This window comes from Nonomuraea sp. NPDC050691, assembly GCF_040654455.1.
Taxonomy (GTDB): domain Bacteria; phylum Actinomycetota; class Actinomycetes; order Streptosporangiales; family Streptosporangiaceae; genus Nonomuraea.
The window spans coordinates 1-16542 of sequence record NZ_JBFAIA010000016.1 but is presented as its reverse complement, the minus strand read 5'-3'; the positions used below and the strand labels follow the sequence as shown (position 1 = coordinate 16542).

The following is a 16542-nucleotide window of genomic DNA, read 5'->3' as shown; positions in this document are numbered from 1 at the left end:
TCGAGGGCGCCGGCGGTGACGAGCGCTTGCGTGACGTTCCCCGTCGCCCCCGGAGCGTCCTGGGCCGAGACGCGTGCGTGGAGCGCGGAAACTGATGTCCCGGATCCCGGCTTGCCGACGCTCGCCCCGGGACCGGCCCTTGGAGACCCACAGGGGATGACGTACCAGGTGATGCGCGCAAGCCGCCATGTGGGCGAATGGCAGGGTCTATGCGGCGCCGGTCTGAGCGCGCACCATCCGCGCGTACCACCCGTGCCGGTCGCCGAGCAGGTCAAGGCGATCTCCGTGTTCCGCTACCCGGCCCTCGTCCAGGGCCACGACGGTGTCGAAGGACTCGAGCACGCCGAACCTGTGGGTGATCATCACCGTGGTCCGTCCCGCCCGCTCGGCCAGGATCGCCTCGACGACCTCCAGCTCGGTCATCGGGTCGAGCGCGGAAGTGGCCTCGTCGAGTACCAGCACTGACGCGCCGGCCAGGAGTGCGCGAGCCAGGGCGATGCGCTGTCGTTCGCCGCCGGACAGCAGCGCCCCTCGCTCTCCGACCAGCGTGTCGTAACCGTCCGGGAGTGCCATGATCCGCTCGTGGACGTGGGTGAGCCGGCAGGCGCGCACGAGATCGTCCGCGGTGGCGTCGGGGGCGGCGTATCGGAGGTTGTCGGCGATCGACCCCTGGAAGAGGAAGGGCTCCTGCGTGGCGATGCAGACCCGCCCGGGGGAGGGACGGCCGATCTTTGCCCCGTCGATTCGGACCGACCCCTCGGTGGGCGCGTGCAGGCCGGCGAGCAGGTGGCCGAGTGTCGTCTTGCCCGAGCCGCTCGGGCCGACGACCAGCGTGGTGGATCCGGCCGGGAGGGTGAGGCTCACGCCGTCCAACGCGGGACGGTCCCGCTCACCTGCGGCGTACCGGAAAGTGGCCTCACGGACGGCGAGCGCGCCGGGCCCGGGGGCCGGGTCCGGCCGTGGATCAGGCCCGGGCTCCAGCTCGGGCGCGGGCTCCAGGTCGAGGTAGTCGAAGACCCGCTCGAAGGCTCCCTGGGCGGAGCGGAACTCGGTGGAGATGTGCAGGAGTTGCCACAGGGGCTGGTAGAGCCTGGCCTGCAGCACGGTGAAGGCGACCAGCGTGCCCGGGGTGATCCCGTCGGACAGTCCCGCCGCCACGAACACCAGATAGGGGGTCAGCACGAAGAAGACGTGTCCCGCGCTCAGCACCCCTTGGGCCACCAGTCCGGAGCGTACCCCGAGCCGGATCAGCCGCCGGCTTTCCGCGGCGAACCTGCCGGCCTCGTCCGCGCTTCTGCCGTGAACCCTGGCCAGGATGACGGCGCCCAGGCACAGCCGCTCAGCCACGATGGCCGACAGTCGCGCGCGAGAGTGCTGGCTCACCTCCGAAAGGTTCTTGAGCGCTCGCCCGGAGCGGGAGGCCACCCAGACGACGATCGGTGCGAGAATCAGGGCGGCGCCCGCGAGCTGGGGTGAAAGTGCCACCATCGCGCCGGCGGCGGCCACGAATCCGATGACGCCGGACAGCGTGCTGGGCAGGGTGTCCTTGACGGCGTGCTCGATCTGAGCGGTGTCGTTGGCCAGCCGCGACTGGATCTCGCCGCCTGGTGTCGCGGCGAAGAAGGCCAGCGACATGCGCTGGAGACGGCCGAACAGCTCCACGCGCAGCGCGTGCACCACTTGCTGCGCGACGCGGGCCGACACCCACGTCTGGCCGAGGTCCACCACGCCCACCGCGCAGGCGGTGGCCAATGCCAGGCCGGCGATCAGCGCGAGAAGCGGCAGGTCGGGGCCGCCCGCACCGAACAGCGCCCGGTCGAAGACCAGCTGGGTCAGCAACGGGACGGCGGCGTTCAGTGCGGAGTAGGCCACGACGAGCAGGACGACGAAGCAGATGGCGAGCCGGTGCGGCATGAACAGCCGCACGACCCTGCGCCAGGTTCCGGGGGCGGGAGGCTTCTCCGAGGCGAAGAGGGGACGGTCGTGCACGGGCCGGGCCTGTCCTTGTCTGGTGATCGAACGCCTGGGGATCGAACGTCTGGTGTTCGAGCAGAGCCCCGCCCGCCCGTGTCGGGACGGGCGGGCGGGTTCGGCTGTCAGTTGTCGGTGCAGCCGAAGTGCTTGATGCAGTGGGTCAGCCGGAGCGCCTCGTTGGCGCCGGGCTCGAGCTCCTGGAGCGCCTGCAGGTCCTCAACGTCGAAGGACATGGTCGTTCACCTCCTTGTGAATGCCGGGGCCGCCTGTGGCACGGCCGTCTGTCGTCGCCGTCCCGCTGCGGGAGCGGCGAGCCTTGAGGGCCTCCTCCGGCATCCACAACCGGGCGGACCGGTCGCGAAGCCGGAGGAGGAACGCGACGATCCCCGCCGTGCCGGCGAGAAAAGTCGGCGGGAAGTCTCCATGGGGGCCGGGGACGAGCAGGCGGCCGCGACGATCGGCCGCGCGGACCTCCAGGCATCCGGCCAGGTCTCGCGCCCACCGCTGGTAACGGTCGTCGCCGGTGAAATCGGCCATGTCGAGCAGGAATTCACCGTCGCCGGGCAGTCCGTGGCACGGCACCGGCCCTGACTGCCATCGGGTGCGGTGCACGGCCGCCGCGGCCTTGCGCGCCAGGTCCAACGCGGGCGGGTCGCCGGTGGCGCGCCAGTACCTCACGAGGAAGGAGCCGATCCCGGAGGAGCCGCTGCACCAGTACGGCCGGCGTGGGCGCACCGTCGACAGGTCGCCGCGCTGCGTCGGCCACCAGGCGGTGTCGCCGTCCACTTCGGCGTGTTCGTAGAGGGCGGCGGCGATCTCGTGGACGGTCGCCGTCCAGTCCGGCCGGTGGAGGGCCCGGCCCGCGTGGAGCAACGCGGTCCCGATGCCGGCGATGCCGTGCGCGAAACCGAAGTGGTTGGCCCCGGCCAGACCCGAGTCGAACGTCTGCGGCGTCGGCCACTGCGGGTGGCCGTCGCTGTATGACCGCGCCTGATGCAGGTTCTGGAAGGTCTCGGCGGCCCGGTCCCGCAGCGCGAGATCTCCCGAGGCCAGTGCGATGTGCAGGAGCGTCATGCCGCATCCGGCCAGGCCGTGCGTCACGTCGGAGCTGGGGTGGTCGGTAGGCAGCTGACGCGCTGTCCGCACCGCGAACCGTGCCAGCTCGGCGTCGCCCATGGCCGTCGCCGCGTCGTACAGCGCCCACACCGCGCCGGAGCGCCCGAAGTGAAGGCCGGGCGGCCAGACGTCCTCGGCCGCCAGCCGCCGCCTCAACCAGCGGGCGAGTTCCGCAGCCGCCGGCGCGTGCGGTTCGGCCCGCGTCAGGACGCCGAGGATTCCCGCCGCGCCGCCGTTGACCGAGCACGGATCGGCTTCGATGCCGTCGGCGGTGTTGGGCCACGGCGACGGGGCGTCCTCGCTCGTGTCCATCGTCTCCACCAGGTGCGCGATCCCGTCGTCGATCAGGCGGCCGATCCGCTGAGGTGGCCGGGCCTGGTGGTGGGGGGCGGCCCGGTCCGGGGCGAGCGTGGTGAGGAAGCGAAGGCAGCTGTCCAGCGACCAGCGCCGCTCCGGTTCTGTCGCCAGCAGGCCCTCCACAAGCGGTCGCAGCAGGGCGAGCGTCGGGTTGGCCGCTGCGACCGCTGCCACCCTGGCCGCCTGGTCGGGGCCTGGCGGGTCCAGGTGGGCGCCGACCGCCAGGAAGTACACGATCGCGCCGAGGCTGTAGAGGTCGGCGCTTGCATGGGGGGCGGGCCGGAACTCCCCCGTGTGGCCCGCCAGCTCCGGGGCGAGGTAGCCCGGAGTGCCGCCCACCATGACGGTGGTGCCCGGCACGGCCGCGTGTTCCAGGTCGATGAGCCGTAGTTCGCCGCCGGGCGAGAGCATCACGTTGTTCGGCGACAGGTCACCGAACACGTAGCCTCGGCCGTGCAGCGCCTTGAGCAACGTGGTCAGGCGGCTGACGACGGGCAGGACCTGCGCCGCCGCGCTGCCGAACCCGTCCTCGCCCAGCGGTCCGGTGTTCTCGTCCGACCAGCGCTGCAGCGTGATCCCTGGCACGAACTCTTCGACGAGGAAGGTGTGGCCGCCCTGCTCGAAGAAGTCCACCACGGCCGGCGTGATCCCGGCCGTGGCGAGGTCTTCCAGGCAGGAACGTTCGGCCGCGATCCGATCTCGCGCGTCGCGGCCGCTCAGATCGGCGCACGCGTGCGGACGCCCCTCTTTGACGACGACGTCGTTGCCGGTGGTGGTGTCCTCGGCGAGGTAGACGCCGCCGCGGTTCGCATGCCGTACGGCTTGGCGGACGACGAACCGGTCATTGAGCATCACCGCGGCCGCCCGCGGGCGGCGGCTCGCCGCCGGAACCTCGAACGGGCAGGTCGCGAACGGTGGCGGGGAGAAGCTTGGCCGGCGTTCGTCGGGAACGAGCCGGCCCTGCGGCGAACGCAGCCGAATCTCGTAGAACCCGTCGTTGCCGAGCACGCGGTGCCCGCTGAAGGCGCCATAGCGGTAGTGGACGATCCCGCCCGTCCGGTATGGACGGTCGGAAAGGATCACCGGGCCGGGAAGTCCCCGGGTGGCGTCGTCGAGCAGGGCGGCCAGGCGCACCGACTCGGCGTCGTCGAGGGGATAGACGGTGATGAACTTCCCGGCCTGCGCACGGCTGCAGTGCGGTTCGAGGAGTTTCCAGTAGTCGCTCAGCCGGGCGGGGAACTTGAAAGCGCAACGGGCCTCGGTGAGTACTCGCGAGACGCGGGCGAGCACCAGCGGGGCGGAGAGCATCGTCGCGGAGACGTGCAACTTCCATCCCTGGTCGGGCATCGGGTAGGCGTCGGGGGTGACCTTGCACCAGAGGTCGTCCTCGGCGATCGACCAGTCCCGCGTGTCCGCGCGCCCGATTTCGGCGGCCACGATGTCGCGCAGAATGGCCGGGTCTTCCGAACGCATACCCACGTGAACCCGCTTCCACTCATCGCCGCTTTCCTGTGGAACCGAGAGTCGCGAAGCTCTCTTGCAGATGAATGGGAAACGAATTGAATGCGAGGTGAAAGCCGGTCTCCCCGCTGGGGGAGGGGGCCATCCCCGTTATCGGTCGCATTTCTCCGCTTTTTTGTTTCGTCCGTTGAATGGTTCGGCGAGCGCGGAACGCATCGATGGTGGCAGCGGGAACCGGAGAGGCCCTCGGTCCGGCAACCTGCGGAAGCCCGCCCATGGCGCCGGAACGTCGTGTCCTATGACCGATGGTCACGGTCCATCGCGCGAAAGGTGGAGGCCGTGGCTGAGGCAGGCGTCTACTCCGGCAGACGGGCTGGAAGCCCAGCTCGGGTTGTACCGGTCGGTGCCCTCGGGCCGGAACATGGAAAAGGCGCTGGAGCGCGCCGCGGAGATTCTCGGTGTCGGGCCTGGACCGATGGAGCTGTGATCGACGTGCAACCGGCTCAAGAAGCCCGCCCAGCGGGCCACCTGGCCGGCGCTCGGCGTGGGGTAGGCACGCGGCGATCGCGTCGGCGGCCTGGCCGAAGAAACCGCCAGGAAGACCTGCCATATGCGGGTCGACGCCCGATCCGGTGGCCACCAGTACCGGCTGATCGATCATGGAGAGTCGCGCGGCGGGTGGAGGCCCCTCTCCCAGGCAGGCGGCATCGTAGGCCAGCGTGTGCGCGAGGTTCAGCAGCGGCGGCCACATCGGCGAGCCTTCGGCCCGGCGGTGTCCTGCTCAGGCGCGCCGGCCAGCCGCATGAACAGCTTCAGCGCCTCGCCATGCTTCTCATGGGCGAGCGCGACGCGCAGCTGCCTGACGTACGCCTGCCAGGTCTGGACGGCGGTGTCGCCGACTGCGTAGGGCACGTCGAACACTGCGATCTTGCCGATGGGCAGTCCGGCCGCCGCCGCCTCCAGCGCGAGCGCACCACCAGAGGAGGCACCGAACAGATGCGCCGGCCCGCCAATCGCGTCGATCAACGCTGCTAGATCCTCAATCTCACGTTCCAGCGCGTACGGCTGCACGTCGCTACTGCCGGCGCGGCCACGGCGAGCGTAGTTGACGGCAGTGAAGTCTTCGGCCAGTTCCTGGGCCAGCGGCCGGTTTTCCGTCCCGTCGTCCAGCCCGCCGCCCACGAGGACGACGACCGGACCGCTGCCGACCCGCTCGTAGACGATCGACGTACCGTCCCGGAAATGACCTGCGGCATCGTATCTCCCCTCTGCCCGCACGCGGGCCCGGCCCGGCTACGACCGCGCCCGCGTGCTGCTCGACACCTACGCTGGACTCGACGGCGACCGGGATGTGCCTGATGAGCTGCCGCCCCACATCTCCCCGGCCCCAAGCGAGAACGTCAACTTCTTCGGCGTCATCACCGTCGACAAGGTTCCGGCTCCTGCCGAACGCCGCGCCGCCATGTGCGTGGGCTTGGAGGAGCGAGGCGGGGAGAGGAGTGGTCCGGCGTTCAACCGCCGAGGGCGCGCTTTTGTGGGTGGATCGTCTCGCCGCGGTCGAGCATGTCAACGAACTGGGTGATACGGCGGGCTCGGGTCTCGGCGCGTTTGGCGTTGGTGATCCGATAGAGAACGGCGTAGCGGTTTTGGGAGGTGAGGATGTCGAACATCGCTTGTGCCTGGGGTTTCGCGGCCAATGCGGCGGCCAGGTCGGCTGGTACCTCGATGCCGGCTTGTCCCGCGTAGGCCGAGTCCCAGCGGCCGTCGGCCTTGGCGCGTTCGACCTCGGTCATTCCGGCCGGATGCATCCGGCCCTCGCTGATCAGGCGGGTGACGATGGAAACGTTCCGCGCTGACCAGCGACTTTGCCTTCCGCGAGGGGTGAAGCGCCGGCAGAAGGTGATCTCATCCCGCCGTCGTAGCCGACCATCGATCCAGCCGTGGCACAGGGCTTCGTCGAGCGCCTGGTCATAGGTCAGGCTGGTGGGCCGGGTCGTGTCCTGCTTGGCGAGGACCAGCCACACCCCTGCCGAGCTGTCGTGGTGCCTGCTGAGCCACTCCCGCCAGGCTCGGGCATCGGTAACGGTCAGTTCCAGTGGTTCGTCGCTCATCGTCATGTGCCCCTGTGATCAGCAAAGGGATGGTTGTCGGCGGTCACCCGAAGGTGGAAGCCCAGGACGGGGGCCCGCACGTGCTTCCATGAATCCTGCCCCTCGTCGGTTACGTGCGCCCATCCGGGCTCGTCATCCAACGCCCTTGGCGGAGATCATCGTCGCCGTGATGGACTTTTCGGCCGAGGAGATCTCGGTCATGGCGGTTCGTGCCGCCCAGGCCGACGTCGAGTCCGGCACCACCCCGGGCAAGCACGTCGTCGTCCTGGACGACTGAGAAGCGAGCACTTGGGGTGCCGCACCCCGCTCATGGACCGGTCGTGGCGTCGCGGGCCGCGAACGCGGCCGGCGTGATGCCAGTGCGGTCGCGGAAGAAGCGGCCGAAGTTCGCGGGATCGGTGAAGCCGAGGTGGGCGGCCACAGTCCGGGCCTCCCACTGCGCATTTCCCAGCAGGCGCCGGGCTTCGAGCAGTCGCCGCTCGTCAATGAGCTCCCGCACCCCCTTGCCGGTGGCGTCCCGGGCGGCGCGGCTGAGGGTCCGGACCGAGCAACCGAGCAGCGCGGCGTAGTCCGCGGCCCGGTGCAGCTCGCGGAAGTGCAGCTCCAGGGCGTCCACGAACCGTCTGTACGTGTCACCACGGCCCGTGCCGGCCGTCGCCGCGCCGGTGGGGGTGATGCCGGGGGCGTTGGCGAGGCGCAGCAGCAGCGATTCGAGCAGGCTGCGCCGCAGGGCGTGGTGGACATCGAGAGGACGACGCCCGAGTGCGCGGTGTTCGTCAAGGAGCTGGAGGGCCGTCTGCTGGAGCCAGGCGGCGTCATCGGGGTGCGGGCTCAGCACGGCAGGGGCGTTGTGCGCAGTGAGCGGAGCCAGGAGGCGGGCGGTGCCGGGCATCAGCACGTCCGGCTCGAACAGGATGAACGGGCCGCGGGCGGCGCCGGGCGGATACCAGCACTGCACGTGTCCGGGACGCACCCACAGCCACTGGCCGGGGGCGACGGTACGAGTGACGTGGTCGACGTCGTGCCGCAGCTCACCCTCGGTGACCAGGATGAGGTAGTGGAAGGTGGCGCGCCCCGGATGAGGCGGGTTCCACGGCCAGTCGTCGTGCTGGGCGAAGAAGTCCTCAACGGTACTCACCTCAAGCCCGTACGGAGTGCCGACCGGGGGCTGGAAACCGTACAGCGGAACCGCAGCCGGTCCGGCCTGGCCGCTCGGCCTGGCGTGTCGCTCGTCGACCATCACGTGTCCGCACTTTACCGTCCTTTTTGTCTGCTTCGAGGGAAGGATGGGTTGTGCCGCCGCGACGCGCGGCGCGCCCTGCGCGTCCATCGATGCCGCAGCTCGTCACCACCTGAGGAAGTCCACCGCCCATGAACGGATCGACCCTGCACAAGACCGCCGCCGACTGCGCCGAGGAACTTCCCGGAGCCCAGCTGGAGCATCCCTTCGGCCCCGACTGGGAGGTCTTCAAAGTGCGCGGCAAGGTGTTCATGCTGATGACCGAGGTCCCCGGGCGTCCCGTCGTCATCCTCAAGGCGGACCCCGGCGAGGCCCTCGCCCTACGGGAACACAACAGCCATATCACCCCCGGCTACCACATGAACAAGAAGCACTGGATCACGTTGGAGGGCGGGGAAGGCATCGACGAGGAACTCGTCAGGGAACTCGTCACCGACTCCTACCGGCTCGTCGTCGCTCGCCTGCCCAAGGCCGAGCAGCCCATCGACCCGCACACCTACGGCAGCGGCACGCGGGCGGCCCGGTGAGCATGGCCGGCGACCGGCTCCAGGACACCGCCCGCCAGGCGGCCCTCGCCCTCCCCGACGTAGCCACGGACGCCCCTTCACCCCCGTACTCGACGTGTACGAGGTCGCGGGCAAGGTGTTCCTGACCGGGGCCCGGCATCACCCGGTGACTGGTCACCGGCGCGGTCGAGAATTCCCACGACCCGGTCGTCGAGCGCCTGCCGCGACGCGACCACCCCGGTGCTCGATGAGCGCCGCGAGCGGCTTGGCTCTCGCTCGTCAGCGTCCCGGGCGAGGCCCGCCAGCTCCGCACGTGTCCGCCTCCGACCCGAGAGACCGACGGAACCGACCGAAGCGGCCCTGGATCACTCGGATCGTACGGTCGGCACTGCACAACGCGGAGCAGGCGCCTCTTGCAGGCCCCGCCCGTCATGGTGAACGTCCTGATGCTTCAAGACGTCCTCGCCGAGCCCGAGTGGGCTGCTCTGCTCACCCCGGTCGACCGGCGCGGCCTGACCCCGCTGTTCTGGCTGCACATCCGCCCTTACGGCGAGGTGCGTCTCGATCTGAGCGCCCGGTTGAGCATCGGTACTCGCGGCTCGCTCGGCAGCACGTGAGCGGGGCAGGAGACGCTGCATCTGTGGGCATGATGCAGGCGGCCGAATCCGCTGGATGTGGGTCCGGCCGCCTTCGTCAAGTTTTCACGCCCTGAGCACACCTAGGCCGGGGTTGATACAGCCTCTTTGCGCGGCAGCAGGAAACTGACGGCGAAGGTGACGGCAAGCAGGAGGAGGCTGCTCCAGATGGTGGCAGTGAAGGCTGATGCGTATCCGCCGGTCGGCTCGCCGGCATGTGCGGGCACCTGAGCGAAGAAGACGGTGCCGAAGAGGGCTACTCCTACGGACGCCCCAAGCTGAGCAATGGTGTTGAACAGGCCGGATCCGGAGGCGGCGTGCCTGGTAGGGATCTTCTCCAGCGTCAGTTGGGCCAGCGGCGCCACGGTCAGCCCCATCCCCAGCCCGCCGACGACGACACCAGGCAGGAAGTCAAGCCAGTTCGTGCCGGGAGTCGCGGAGCCTGCTGTCAGCGCGAGGAGAGCAAAACCGAGAGCCAGCACAACGAGCCCGATCTGCACCGTGATGCGTCCCAGGCGTGGAAGCAGCACTGCCGCGCCGAGTCCAGCCGCGATGGTGGTGGCGATCGGCCACGGCAGGATCGTCAGTCCGGAGCTCATGGGTGTCATGCCGAGGCCAGGCTGCAGGAGTTGCATGAAGGTGAGGAAGAAGCCCATCACCGGGAGGAAGAACAGGAACTGGGTCAGGAGGCCGCCGCCGACCGAGCGCATCCGAAGGAGCCCGACCTCGATGAGCGGGGACTTCCCCCGGCCGGAGAGGCGCCGCTGATGCCGGACGAAGCCGGCTAGGACGATGACGCCCAGGATCATGCTCACGTATGCCCATAGGGGCCAGGGGCGTTCCTCGCTGCCCTTGATGAGCGGGTAGAGGATCAGGATCAGGCCTGCTGATGAGATGAGGACACCGGTGAGGTCGAGGCGTGGCCGTGTGGTGCTCCGCGCCTCTGGCAGGACGGCGGCCGCGGTGAGGAATGCCAGGATGCCGACGGGGATGTTGATCCAGAACACGGTTCGCCAGCCTTGGCCGAACCAGTCGGCTTGCAGCAGGACCGCGCCGAGGATGGGTCCGGTGGCTGCCGCCAGCCCGGACAGGGAGGAGAAGGCCGCCATGGCTCCGCCGCGCTCGTGCGGGGCGTACATGAGCTGGATTTGTGAGAGCACCTGGGGAACCATCACCGCGGCGAAGAGGCCCTGCACAATGCGGGCACACACCAGCACCTCGGCGGTGGGGGCGGCGCCGCACAGGGCGGAAGCGGCGGTGAAGCCCGCGATCCCTGTGAGGAAGACGCGCTTGTAGCCGTACAGATCACCGAGCCTGGCCCCGGTGATGATGCCCAGGGCGAACGCGAGCGTGTAGCCGGTGAGCATCCACTGCAGATGCGCGGGCGAGGCATTGAGCTCCGTACGGACGGAGGGCAGCGTGATGTTCACGATGGTGACGTCGAGCAGGTCCATGAAACTCGCCAGCAGGATGACGACGAGCGCCACTGTTCGTGCTCTGGTGACAGGCGTGGTGGCTGGGGCTGATGTGTCGGCAGACACTTGGGGCTCTCCCGTTCGCAGAGGAGGATCGGATACACTGGCTGCATCGCTAAGTATCTGAATCGCAAAGATAAATGGAGCCTGGCATGCCCGTCAAACCGCATGACGACCACACGGACGAACTGGGCGACCGGATCGTCGCATCCATGACGGACCTTGCCGGAGCCCTGCAACGCATGAACGACCTGATCGCCCAGCACCTCGGCATCGCCCAGACCGATCTGCTCTGCCTGCACGCACTCGATCGCGCGGGAGCCTCCACCGCCGGCGCGCTCAGCTCACAGCTCGGGCGCACCACCGGCGCGATCACGCACATGATCGACCGCCTGGAGAAGGCGGGATACGTCCGGCGCAAGCCCGACCCGCAAGACCGGCGCCGCGTACTCGTCGAAGCCTCAGCTCCGGGACTCGAACGAATTGCATCGTTCTACAAGGGGATCGATGCCCGCAGCCGCCGATTGATGGACACCCTCTCTCACGAGCAGCTGATGACGATCCAGACCTTCCTTCTGAGCAGTTACGAAGGCGCCGTCGAAGAGTGCGAACACTTGATAGGGCGTCGGGGATGATGATCCGGCTCGCACTGTCCATCCCCCGCCGAAGTGGTCCGGCCGGTCGCCGGCGACCTGCTCGGCGCCGAACCCGCGCTCCTCACCGGCGCGCTCGTCGGTTATGCCCGGGTCTCCACCCGGGATCAGCGCCTCGACCGGCAGACCCGCGCGCTTGAGGCGGCTGGCTGCATCCGCGTCTTCGCCGACAAGCCAACAAGCGGCAAGAACGCTGACCGGGAAGAGCTCACCAAGGCCCTGGACTACCTACGCCCCGGAGACACTCTCGTCGTCCCTTCGCTCGACCGGCTCGCCCGCTCCCTGCAGAACCTCATCACGATCTACAAGTACGTCCCCGAACTCGCCACAGGTCGCCCTGCCATCGACCGGCCAACGGCGCAAGCCGTGCTGGAGACGGCTGGCTGAAACCCCAGATCAGCGCCTGCCTGGCGACTGGTGACACATTGGTTAACGGCACCCAATCATCGATGTTCGTCTCCCGGGACATGGGCCCGAGACCGGCGGACGGTCAAGGTGCATCGCGGGAGACGATCCCGTGTTCGTATGCGTAGATCGCTGCGTGCACGCAGGTCCGGAGGCCGAGTTTGGTGAGAATCCGGTTGACGTGGGTTTTGACCGTGCCTTCCTCGATGGTGCACGCGGCGGCGATCTCGCCGTTGCTCAGTCCTCGGGCCAGGAGGCGTAGCACGTGGTGTTCGCGCGGGGTCAGTAGGTCGAGTTCGGGGGTGGCGAGGCGGCCGATGGCGGCGATGCCGTCCATGCCCGGCATCCGCAGATCCATCACCACCACGTCCGGCCGGCGCAACAGCGCCTGGTGCACCGCCTCGGCGCCGTCGGCGGCCGTCGCGATCACATCGATGTCGGGTTCGCCGTCGAGGATGAGTCGCAGCGCCTCCCGCGCTGCCTCCTGATCGTCGGCGACCAGCACCCGGATCGTCACCACGCGTTCCCTTCCCTGGGCAGGTCGGCGCGGACCCGCCAGCCGCCCGTTTCGACCGGTCCCACCGACAGGGTGCCGTCGAGCAGGCGCACCCGTTCGCGCATGCCGCGGATGCCCCGCCCCTCGGCCTGGGGCGCAGGGGCCGGGGCGCCGTGGTCGAGGACCTCGATGCGCAGGCCGCGGTCGTCCTGCCGCAGGTGGACGGTGACCTCGGTCGCGTCTGCATGCCGTACGGTGTTCGTCAGCGCCTCCTGGACCACCCGGTAGGCGGTGCGATCGACGGCTGGCGGCAGCGCGCCCCCGGTCCCGGAGCGGCATATGGTGATCGTCCGGTCTGCGCAGGTGAGCCGTCCGGCCAGTTGCTCCAGGTCGGCGGTGCCGGGTTGGATGGCGGCCGGGTGCTCGTCGAGCGTCCGCAGCAGGCCACGTACCTCGGTGAGCGCCGACTGCGACAGGTCCGAGATCGTCTGCAGGGCCTGCTTCGCGGGCGCGTCGCCGGGCGCCCGCCGGGCCGCCGCGGCCTGCAGCCGGATAGCGGTCAGGTGGTGGCCGACGCTGTCGTGCACGTTCCTGGCCAGCCAGGTACGCTCCTCGGCCAGCACGCGCTCCGCCTCGGCCCGCTGCAATCGCAGCGACTGGTCGGCCCGATCCCGGTGCAGCCGCAGCGCGTAGCCGGTGGCCACGGGCGCGACGCTCATGATCACTATGCTGGTCGGCTCCGGGACGCCCTCGCCCCCCAGCACCGCCAGGGTGCCGAGAACCCAGCTCGAGGAGACCGCCAGCACCAGGCCCGGACGCCGCGGCCGGTGGTAGACAGCCGCGCAGAACAGAGCCATCGTGACCAGCATCCCTCCCACCGGTGCAGCTGCGCCATCCCGGCCAGCGCGATCACCGCGGACGTCACCGCGGCGGCCAACGGCAGCACCCGCCGGACGAGCAGAGGGAGGCTGACACCGGCGCTGAAGACGATCAGAAGCGGGACGTCGGCCCGGACCGCCCCTTCCAGTGCCGTCAGCAGCGCCGCGGCGGTCGCGGCGCCGGCGACGAGCAGAACCTCCCTCAACCAGGGCATGTCACGATGATGCCGGACCACAGGTCGTGCCCGCGGGCGGGAGTTGCCCGGTGGTCAGGTATCGGTGAACGTGATCACGGACGCAGGGATTGCCTGCCAGGTAGAGCGCGTGACCACCTTTGGCCGCCAGGTAGCGGGCGCCGTCGAGTTGTGCGGTGATCCTGCGGGCGGACGCGGGCGGCGCCGCGTCGTCGTACCGGCCGGCGGCGACCAGGATCGGGGGCAGGCCCCGGGGGTGAACCGGATGGGGCGGGAAGGTCGCCTTTTGCGGGAGTCCGGTGCAGAGGTTGGCCGGCGGCCACGCCACGGTCCAGCCGATGCGCGGCGCGCCTCAGCCGCTTTTCCAGAGCCTTGACCTCGCCGTATGCGGTCGGGTACGGGAAGTCGGCGCAGTTCGCGATCCTGCTGAGACCTGGATCGGCCGCTCCGGTGGACGGCTTGGCGAACCGGGTGGCGTCGCCCGCGTACGCCTCGGCCAGGGACTTGGCCAGTTCGGGCCAGGTCGCGTCGAACGTGACAGTCGCGCGGGAGGCGATCAGGGTCGCACTGGCCGCTGCTCCGGCTCCGGCACCGGGTGCGGGGATCGGCTGCTTGGCGGCGCGGTCCATGACCTCATCCCACACCTTGAGCACGTCGCGGCCGTGGAGCGCGCAGCTCTGGTCGATGGCGCACCACTCGGCGAAGCGGTGCAGGTTGTCTTCCTTGACCTTCGCTCTGGGCAGGAGCCATTCGGTCCACGATCGGGTGGTGTGGTCGATCGGGCTGTCCAGGTACATGCGGCCTACGCGGGTGGGGAACTCCTCGGCGTAGGCCACGCCGAGGACGGTGCCGTAGGAGTTGCCGTAATAGTTGAGTTTCTGTTCGCCCAGCGCCACCCGGACGGCCTCCAGGTCGTGGGCCCCTTGACCGTAGTCCAGGTTGCCTGCGAGCGGGCCGGCGGCATCGGCGCAGCCGAGGCCGAAGCGACGGTTCTGCTCCGTGTACCGGGCATAGGTGGCGCGGTCGGGGAACACCCACTCCGCGTTTGTGGCCCACGGTGCCGGGTCTGGGCAGCGCACCCCGGTGCTCGCCTCGAATCCGCGCGGGTCGAAGACCACCACGTCGAACCATCGAGTCAGGTCGGCGAAGGCCTTCTTCGCCACGCGCAGGACCGAAATCTGCTGGGCGGGGCCACCCATGCTGAGAACAAGCGTCCCCTTCTTGGCGGCCAGGTCTCTGGCGGGCAGCTTGGCGAGCCCCAGCGTGATCTGCTCGCCCTTGGGAGCGGCCCAGTCGGCGGGCACGGTGATCCGGCTACATTGCAGGCCGTCGCCGCAGTCCTGCCAGGACAGCCCGGTATCCGCCACAGCGGGCGTCGCCGATGCTACGGGGAGCAGCATTGAGCCGAGCACGGCAATGATCGTCTTCTTCATGGCCCTCAGCTTTGCCGAGAGGACTGCCGCCGGTCGTCCACCTTTCGATGGATCCATACGCGTGCGCACCGGCGATCACCTTGCGAAGGAGAGCTGGGGTGCGGTGCCGGACCCTCTCACAGTCGTCTGGACAGCACCCACGCGGTCGCCGCTGACCTGCGCGCCCTGGCCGCCGCCCCAGGCCGAACCCGGATGGTTCGAGCGCTACGAGGCCGCGTCGAGGACTATCGACTGCCCAAGAACAAGGCCGAGCGCATCCAACTCGGCCACGAGATCGACGCCTACGGGAACGCCGTCCTGCGTGCGGTGTACTCGTCGGCCGCTCCTGGCTGGCTGCGCGACATCTCCGCGGTGCAGACGCTGCGCCACGTATGGATCCAGCAGTACGTCACCATCGACGATCAACTGCTCTGGCGAACCCCTGACGAGCAGCCGCCAGGCACGATCCGCCAGATCTCGCCCTACGACGGCGACGCCTGAACCGGCACCAAGCGCGACTCACACTGGGACGGCTACAAGGTCCACCTCACCGAGTCGTGCGACACCGACGCCCCGCATTCGATCACCCGCGGGGCCAAAGGCCTTGGCCTGCGCAGATCCCGCTACCACGGGACCGCCAAGACCCACCTTCAGCACCTTCTCATCGCCGCTACGGGCTTTTAGAGCCGGTCGTCAGACCAGCGAGGCCAGCGCCAGGCACACCACGAACGGGACGGGGATGAGCGCGGCAGCGCCAAGCCACGCGGCCGGCCGCCGTCTATGCCAGAGCGGGAGGGCTAGGTCAATCACGATCACCTGCGTCAAGGTGAGTGGACCGGTTACCATCAGTGCAACGGTGAAGAAGAACTCGTTCTCGAGGGTGTCGTAGTTGCAGTTGGTGGGCCTGGCAAGGGCGCAGTCCATCGGCATGTACTCGGTCAGCAGCCACCACGCCAGATAGAACGGCACCATGGCGGGCACACCAAGTCCGAGGTTCGCCAGAGCGGGACCCCATAGGTCGCTCCTTGCTCGCCGCTTGCGCCCGGCATGCGCATCAGTCATGGTCACGCTCTCACCCCGTGTCCCCGTCTGGCGGATCTGCACCGGCTTGATTGATCCCTAACCATGTCACGGACAGCAGCGGGCGTCTGGAGATCTTGATACACGTAGTCGTCAACCGGGGCCGAGGGCAAGGACCCACTACCAGTGCCGGGTCTTCCAAGAGGGCAGTAACGTCGGCGTCCGCACCGCCTCGGCACGTACGAACGATTACTTCCCCCAGCCCATGGCGCGGCCCGCATGGCGGTGCCCGGCGTTCATGACGAGATCAGGTGGTGCGTCTGGACTTGGTCCCCTTCTTGTGATGGGCGGGGCGCTGGTGTGCCTCGCCGGTGGCCAGGATGCGTCCGACGTCGTGACGGGGTGCGCGTCGGGCGGTGCGGGTTTCTCCCAGGGGCGGCGCAGGTCGGCGGCCAGCGGTCGGGCCAGGCGGAGCTGAGTGTGCGCGGCCAGGATGAGCCAGGTCCGCCGATCGGTTCGCGGCGCAGTGTCTCTTCGCGGCGGACCAGGTCGCGGCGCGCGTCCGCGTAGGCTTCGGCCAGCGTCGCCACCGCGACGTCGACAACGTGC

General features: G+C 69.4%; 15 protein-coding genes and 2 pseudogenes. 6 read left to right on the top strand and 11 right to left on the bottom strand.

Features of this window, described 5'->3' with window-relative positions; all coding sequences use genetic code 11:
- Positions 1 to 207: 207 nt before the first annotated feature.
- The 4 genes from AB0H81_RS09695 to AB0H81_RS09680 form a co-directional block, all read right to left on the bottom strand.
- On the bottom strand, positions 208 to 1989 hold the full coding sequence (locus AB0H81_RS09695; RefSeq protein ID WP_358371677.1) for an ABC transporter ATP-binding protein: 1782 nt from the start codon (positions 1987 to 1989) through the stop codon (positions 208 to 210).
- Positions 1990 to 2190: 201 nt separating this feature from the next.
- Positions 2191 to 4920 carry a class IV lanthionine synthetase LanL gene (gene lanL, locus AB0H81_RS09690; RefSeq protein ID WP_358371908.1) on the bottom strand — a complete coding sequence of 910 codons (2730 nt, stop codon included), beginning with the start codon at positions 4918 to 4920 and terminating at the stop codon, positions 2191 to 2193.
- A gap of 720 nt (positions 4921 to 5640) precedes the next feature.
- Positions 5641 to 6186, bottom strand: a complete 546-nt coding sequence (locus AB0H81_RS09685; RefSeq protein ID WP_358371674.1) for an alpha/beta fold hydrolase — start codon at positions 6184 to 6186, stop codon at positions 5641 to 5643.
- Between the two features lie 233 nt (positions 6187 to 6419).
- Positions 6420 to 7025, bottom strand: coding sequence for a YdeI/OmpD-associated family protein (locus AB0H81_RS09680; RefSeq protein ID WP_358371671.1), 606 nt, complete (start codon positions 7023 to 7025; stop codon positions 6420 to 6422).
- A gap of 139 nt (positions 7026 to 7164) precedes the next feature.
- Here AB0H81_RS09680 and AB0H81_RS09675 point away from each other — a divergent pair, with 139 nt between their 5' ends.
- Entirely contained in the window at positions 7165 to 7296 is a 132-nt protein-coding gene (locus tag AB0H81_RS09675; RefSeq protein WP_358371669.1) for a hypothetical protein, read from the top strand.
- 30 nt (positions 7297 to 7326) lie between these two features.
- Here the strand turns inward: AB0H81_RS09675 and AB0H81_RS09670 are convergent, their stop codons facing one another.
- Positions 7327 to 8157 carry an AraC family transcriptional regulator gene (locus AB0H81_RS09670; protein WP_358371667.1) on the bottom strand — a complete coding sequence of 277 codons (831 nt, stop codon included), beginning with the start codon at positions 8155 to 8157 and terminating at the stop codon, positions 7327 to 7329.
- 233 nt (positions 8158 to 8390) lie between these two features.
- Between AB0H81_RS09670 and AB0H81_RS09665 the strand changes: the two genes are divergently transcribed.
- Together AB0H81_RS09665 and AB0H81_RS09660 are read left to right on the top strand one after the other, a co-directional pair.
- Positions 8391 to 8786 carry an MmcQ/YjbR family DNA-binding protein gene (locus AB0H81_RS09665; protein ID WP_358371665.1) on the top strand — a complete coding sequence of 132 codons (396 nt, stop codon included), beginning with the start codon at positions 8391 to 8393 and terminating at the stop codon, positions 8784 to 8786.
- A 392-nt stretch (positions 8787 to 9178) separates the two neighbouring features.
- Positions 9179 to 9382, top strand: coding sequence for a hypothetical protein (locus tag AB0H81_RS09660; RefSeq protein WP_358371662.1), 204 nt, complete (start codon positions 9179 to 9181; stop codon positions 9380 to 9382).
- Between the two features lie 101 nt (positions 9383 to 9483).
- Here the strand turns inward: AB0H81_RS09660 and AB0H81_RS09655 are convergent, their stop codons facing one another.
- Positions 9484 to 10887 carry a DHA2 family efflux MFS transporter permease subunit gene (locus AB0H81_RS09655; RefSeq protein WP_358371660.1) on the bottom strand — a complete coding sequence of 468 codons (1404 nt, stop codon included), beginning with the start codon at positions 10885 to 10887 and terminating at the stop codon, positions 9484 to 9486.
- Positions 10888 to 11027: 140 nt separating this feature from the next.
- Between AB0H81_RS09655 and AB0H81_RS09650 the strand changes: the two genes are divergently transcribed.
- Complete coding sequence (locus AB0H81_RS09650; RefSeq protein WP_358371657.1) at positions 11028 to 11510, top strand: MarR family transcriptional regulator; 483 nt, start codon at positions 11028 to 11030, stop codon at positions 11508 to 11510.
- Between the two features lie 57 nt (positions 11511 to 11567).
- Positions 11568 to 11831 (top strand): annotated as a pseudogene (locus AB0H81_RS09645) (recombinase family protein); the annotation flags it as partial.
- A 187-nt stretch (positions 11832 to 12018) separates the two neighbouring features.
- On the opposite strand, the gene AB0H81_RS09640 reads toward AB0H81_RS09645, so the two are convergent.
- The 4 genes and pseudogenes from AB0H81_RS09640 to AB0H81_RS09625 form a co-directional block, all read right to left on the bottom strand.
- Positions 12019 to 12450, bottom strand: a complete 432-nt coding sequence (locus tag AB0H81_RS09640; RefSeq protein WP_358371654.1) for a response regulator transcription factor — start codon at positions 12448 to 12450, stop codon at positions 12019 to 12021.
- Complete coding sequence (locus AB0H81_RS09635) at positions 12447 to 13286, bottom strand: sensor histidine kinase (protein ID WP_358371651.1); 840 nt, start codon at positions 13284 to 13286, stop codon at positions 12447 to 12449. Before AB0H81_RS09635 ends, AB0H81_RS09640 begins: the two co-directional genes overlap by 4 nt.
- Before the next feature lie 237 nt (positions 13287 to 13523).
- Complete coding sequence (locus tag AB0H81_RS09630) at positions 13524 to 13829, bottom strand: alpha/beta hydrolase (RefSeq protein ID WP_358371649.1); 306 nt, start codon at positions 13827 to 13829, stop codon at positions 13524 to 13526.
- Between the two features lie 349 nt (positions 13830 to 14178).
- Positions 14179 to 14700: pseudogene (locus AB0H81_RS09625) on the bottom strand (alpha/beta hydrolase); the annotation flags it as partial.
- Between the two features lie 426 nt (positions 14701 to 15126).
- Between AB0H81_RS09625 and AB0H81_RS09620 the strand changes: the two are divergent.
- Positions 15127 to 15414 carry a hypothetical protein gene (locus tag AB0H81_RS09620; protein ID WP_358371646.1) on the top strand — a complete coding sequence of 96 codons (288 nt, stop codon included), beginning with the start codon at positions 15127 to 15129 and terminating at the stop codon, positions 15412 to 15414.
- A 192-nt stretch (positions 15415 to 15606) separates the two neighbouring features.
- Here the strand turns inward: AB0H81_RS09620 and AB0H81_RS09615 are convergent, their stop codons facing one another.
- On the bottom strand, positions 15607 to 15981 hold the full coding sequence (locus AB0H81_RS09615; RefSeq protein WP_358371644.1) for a hypothetical protein: 375 nt from the start codon (positions 15979 to 15981) through the stop codon (positions 15607 to 15609).
- Between the last annotated feature and the right edge of the window lie 561 nt (positions 15982 to 16542).

Excerpts from the sequence above, each read along its gene's own strand:
- lanL (WP_358371908.1), bottom strand. The coding sequence starts at position 4,920 with ATGCGTTCGGAAGACCCGGCCATTCTGCGCGACATCGTGGCCGCCGAA.
- AB0H81_RS09680 (WP_358371671.1), bottom strand. The coding sequence starts at position 7,025 with ATGACGATGAGCGACGAACCACTGGAACTGACCGTTACCGATGCCCGA.
- AB0H81_RS09665 (WP_358371665.1), top strand. The coding sequence starts at position 8,391 with ATGAACGGATCGACCCTGCACAAGACCGCCGCCGACTGCGCCGAGGAA.
- AB0H81_RS09650 (WP_358371657.1), top strand. The coding sequence starts at position 11,028 with ATGCCCGTCAAACCGCATGACGACCACACGGACGAACTGGGCGACCGG.
- AB0H81_RS09635 (WP_358371651.1), bottom strand. The coding sequence starts at position 13,286 with ATGGCTCTGTTCTGCGCGGCTGTCTACCACCGGCCGCGGCGTCCGGGC.
- AB0H81_RS09620 (WP_358371646.1), top strand. The coding sequence starts at position 15,127 with ATGGTTCGAGCGCTACGAGGCCGCGTCGAGGACTATCGACTGCCCAAG.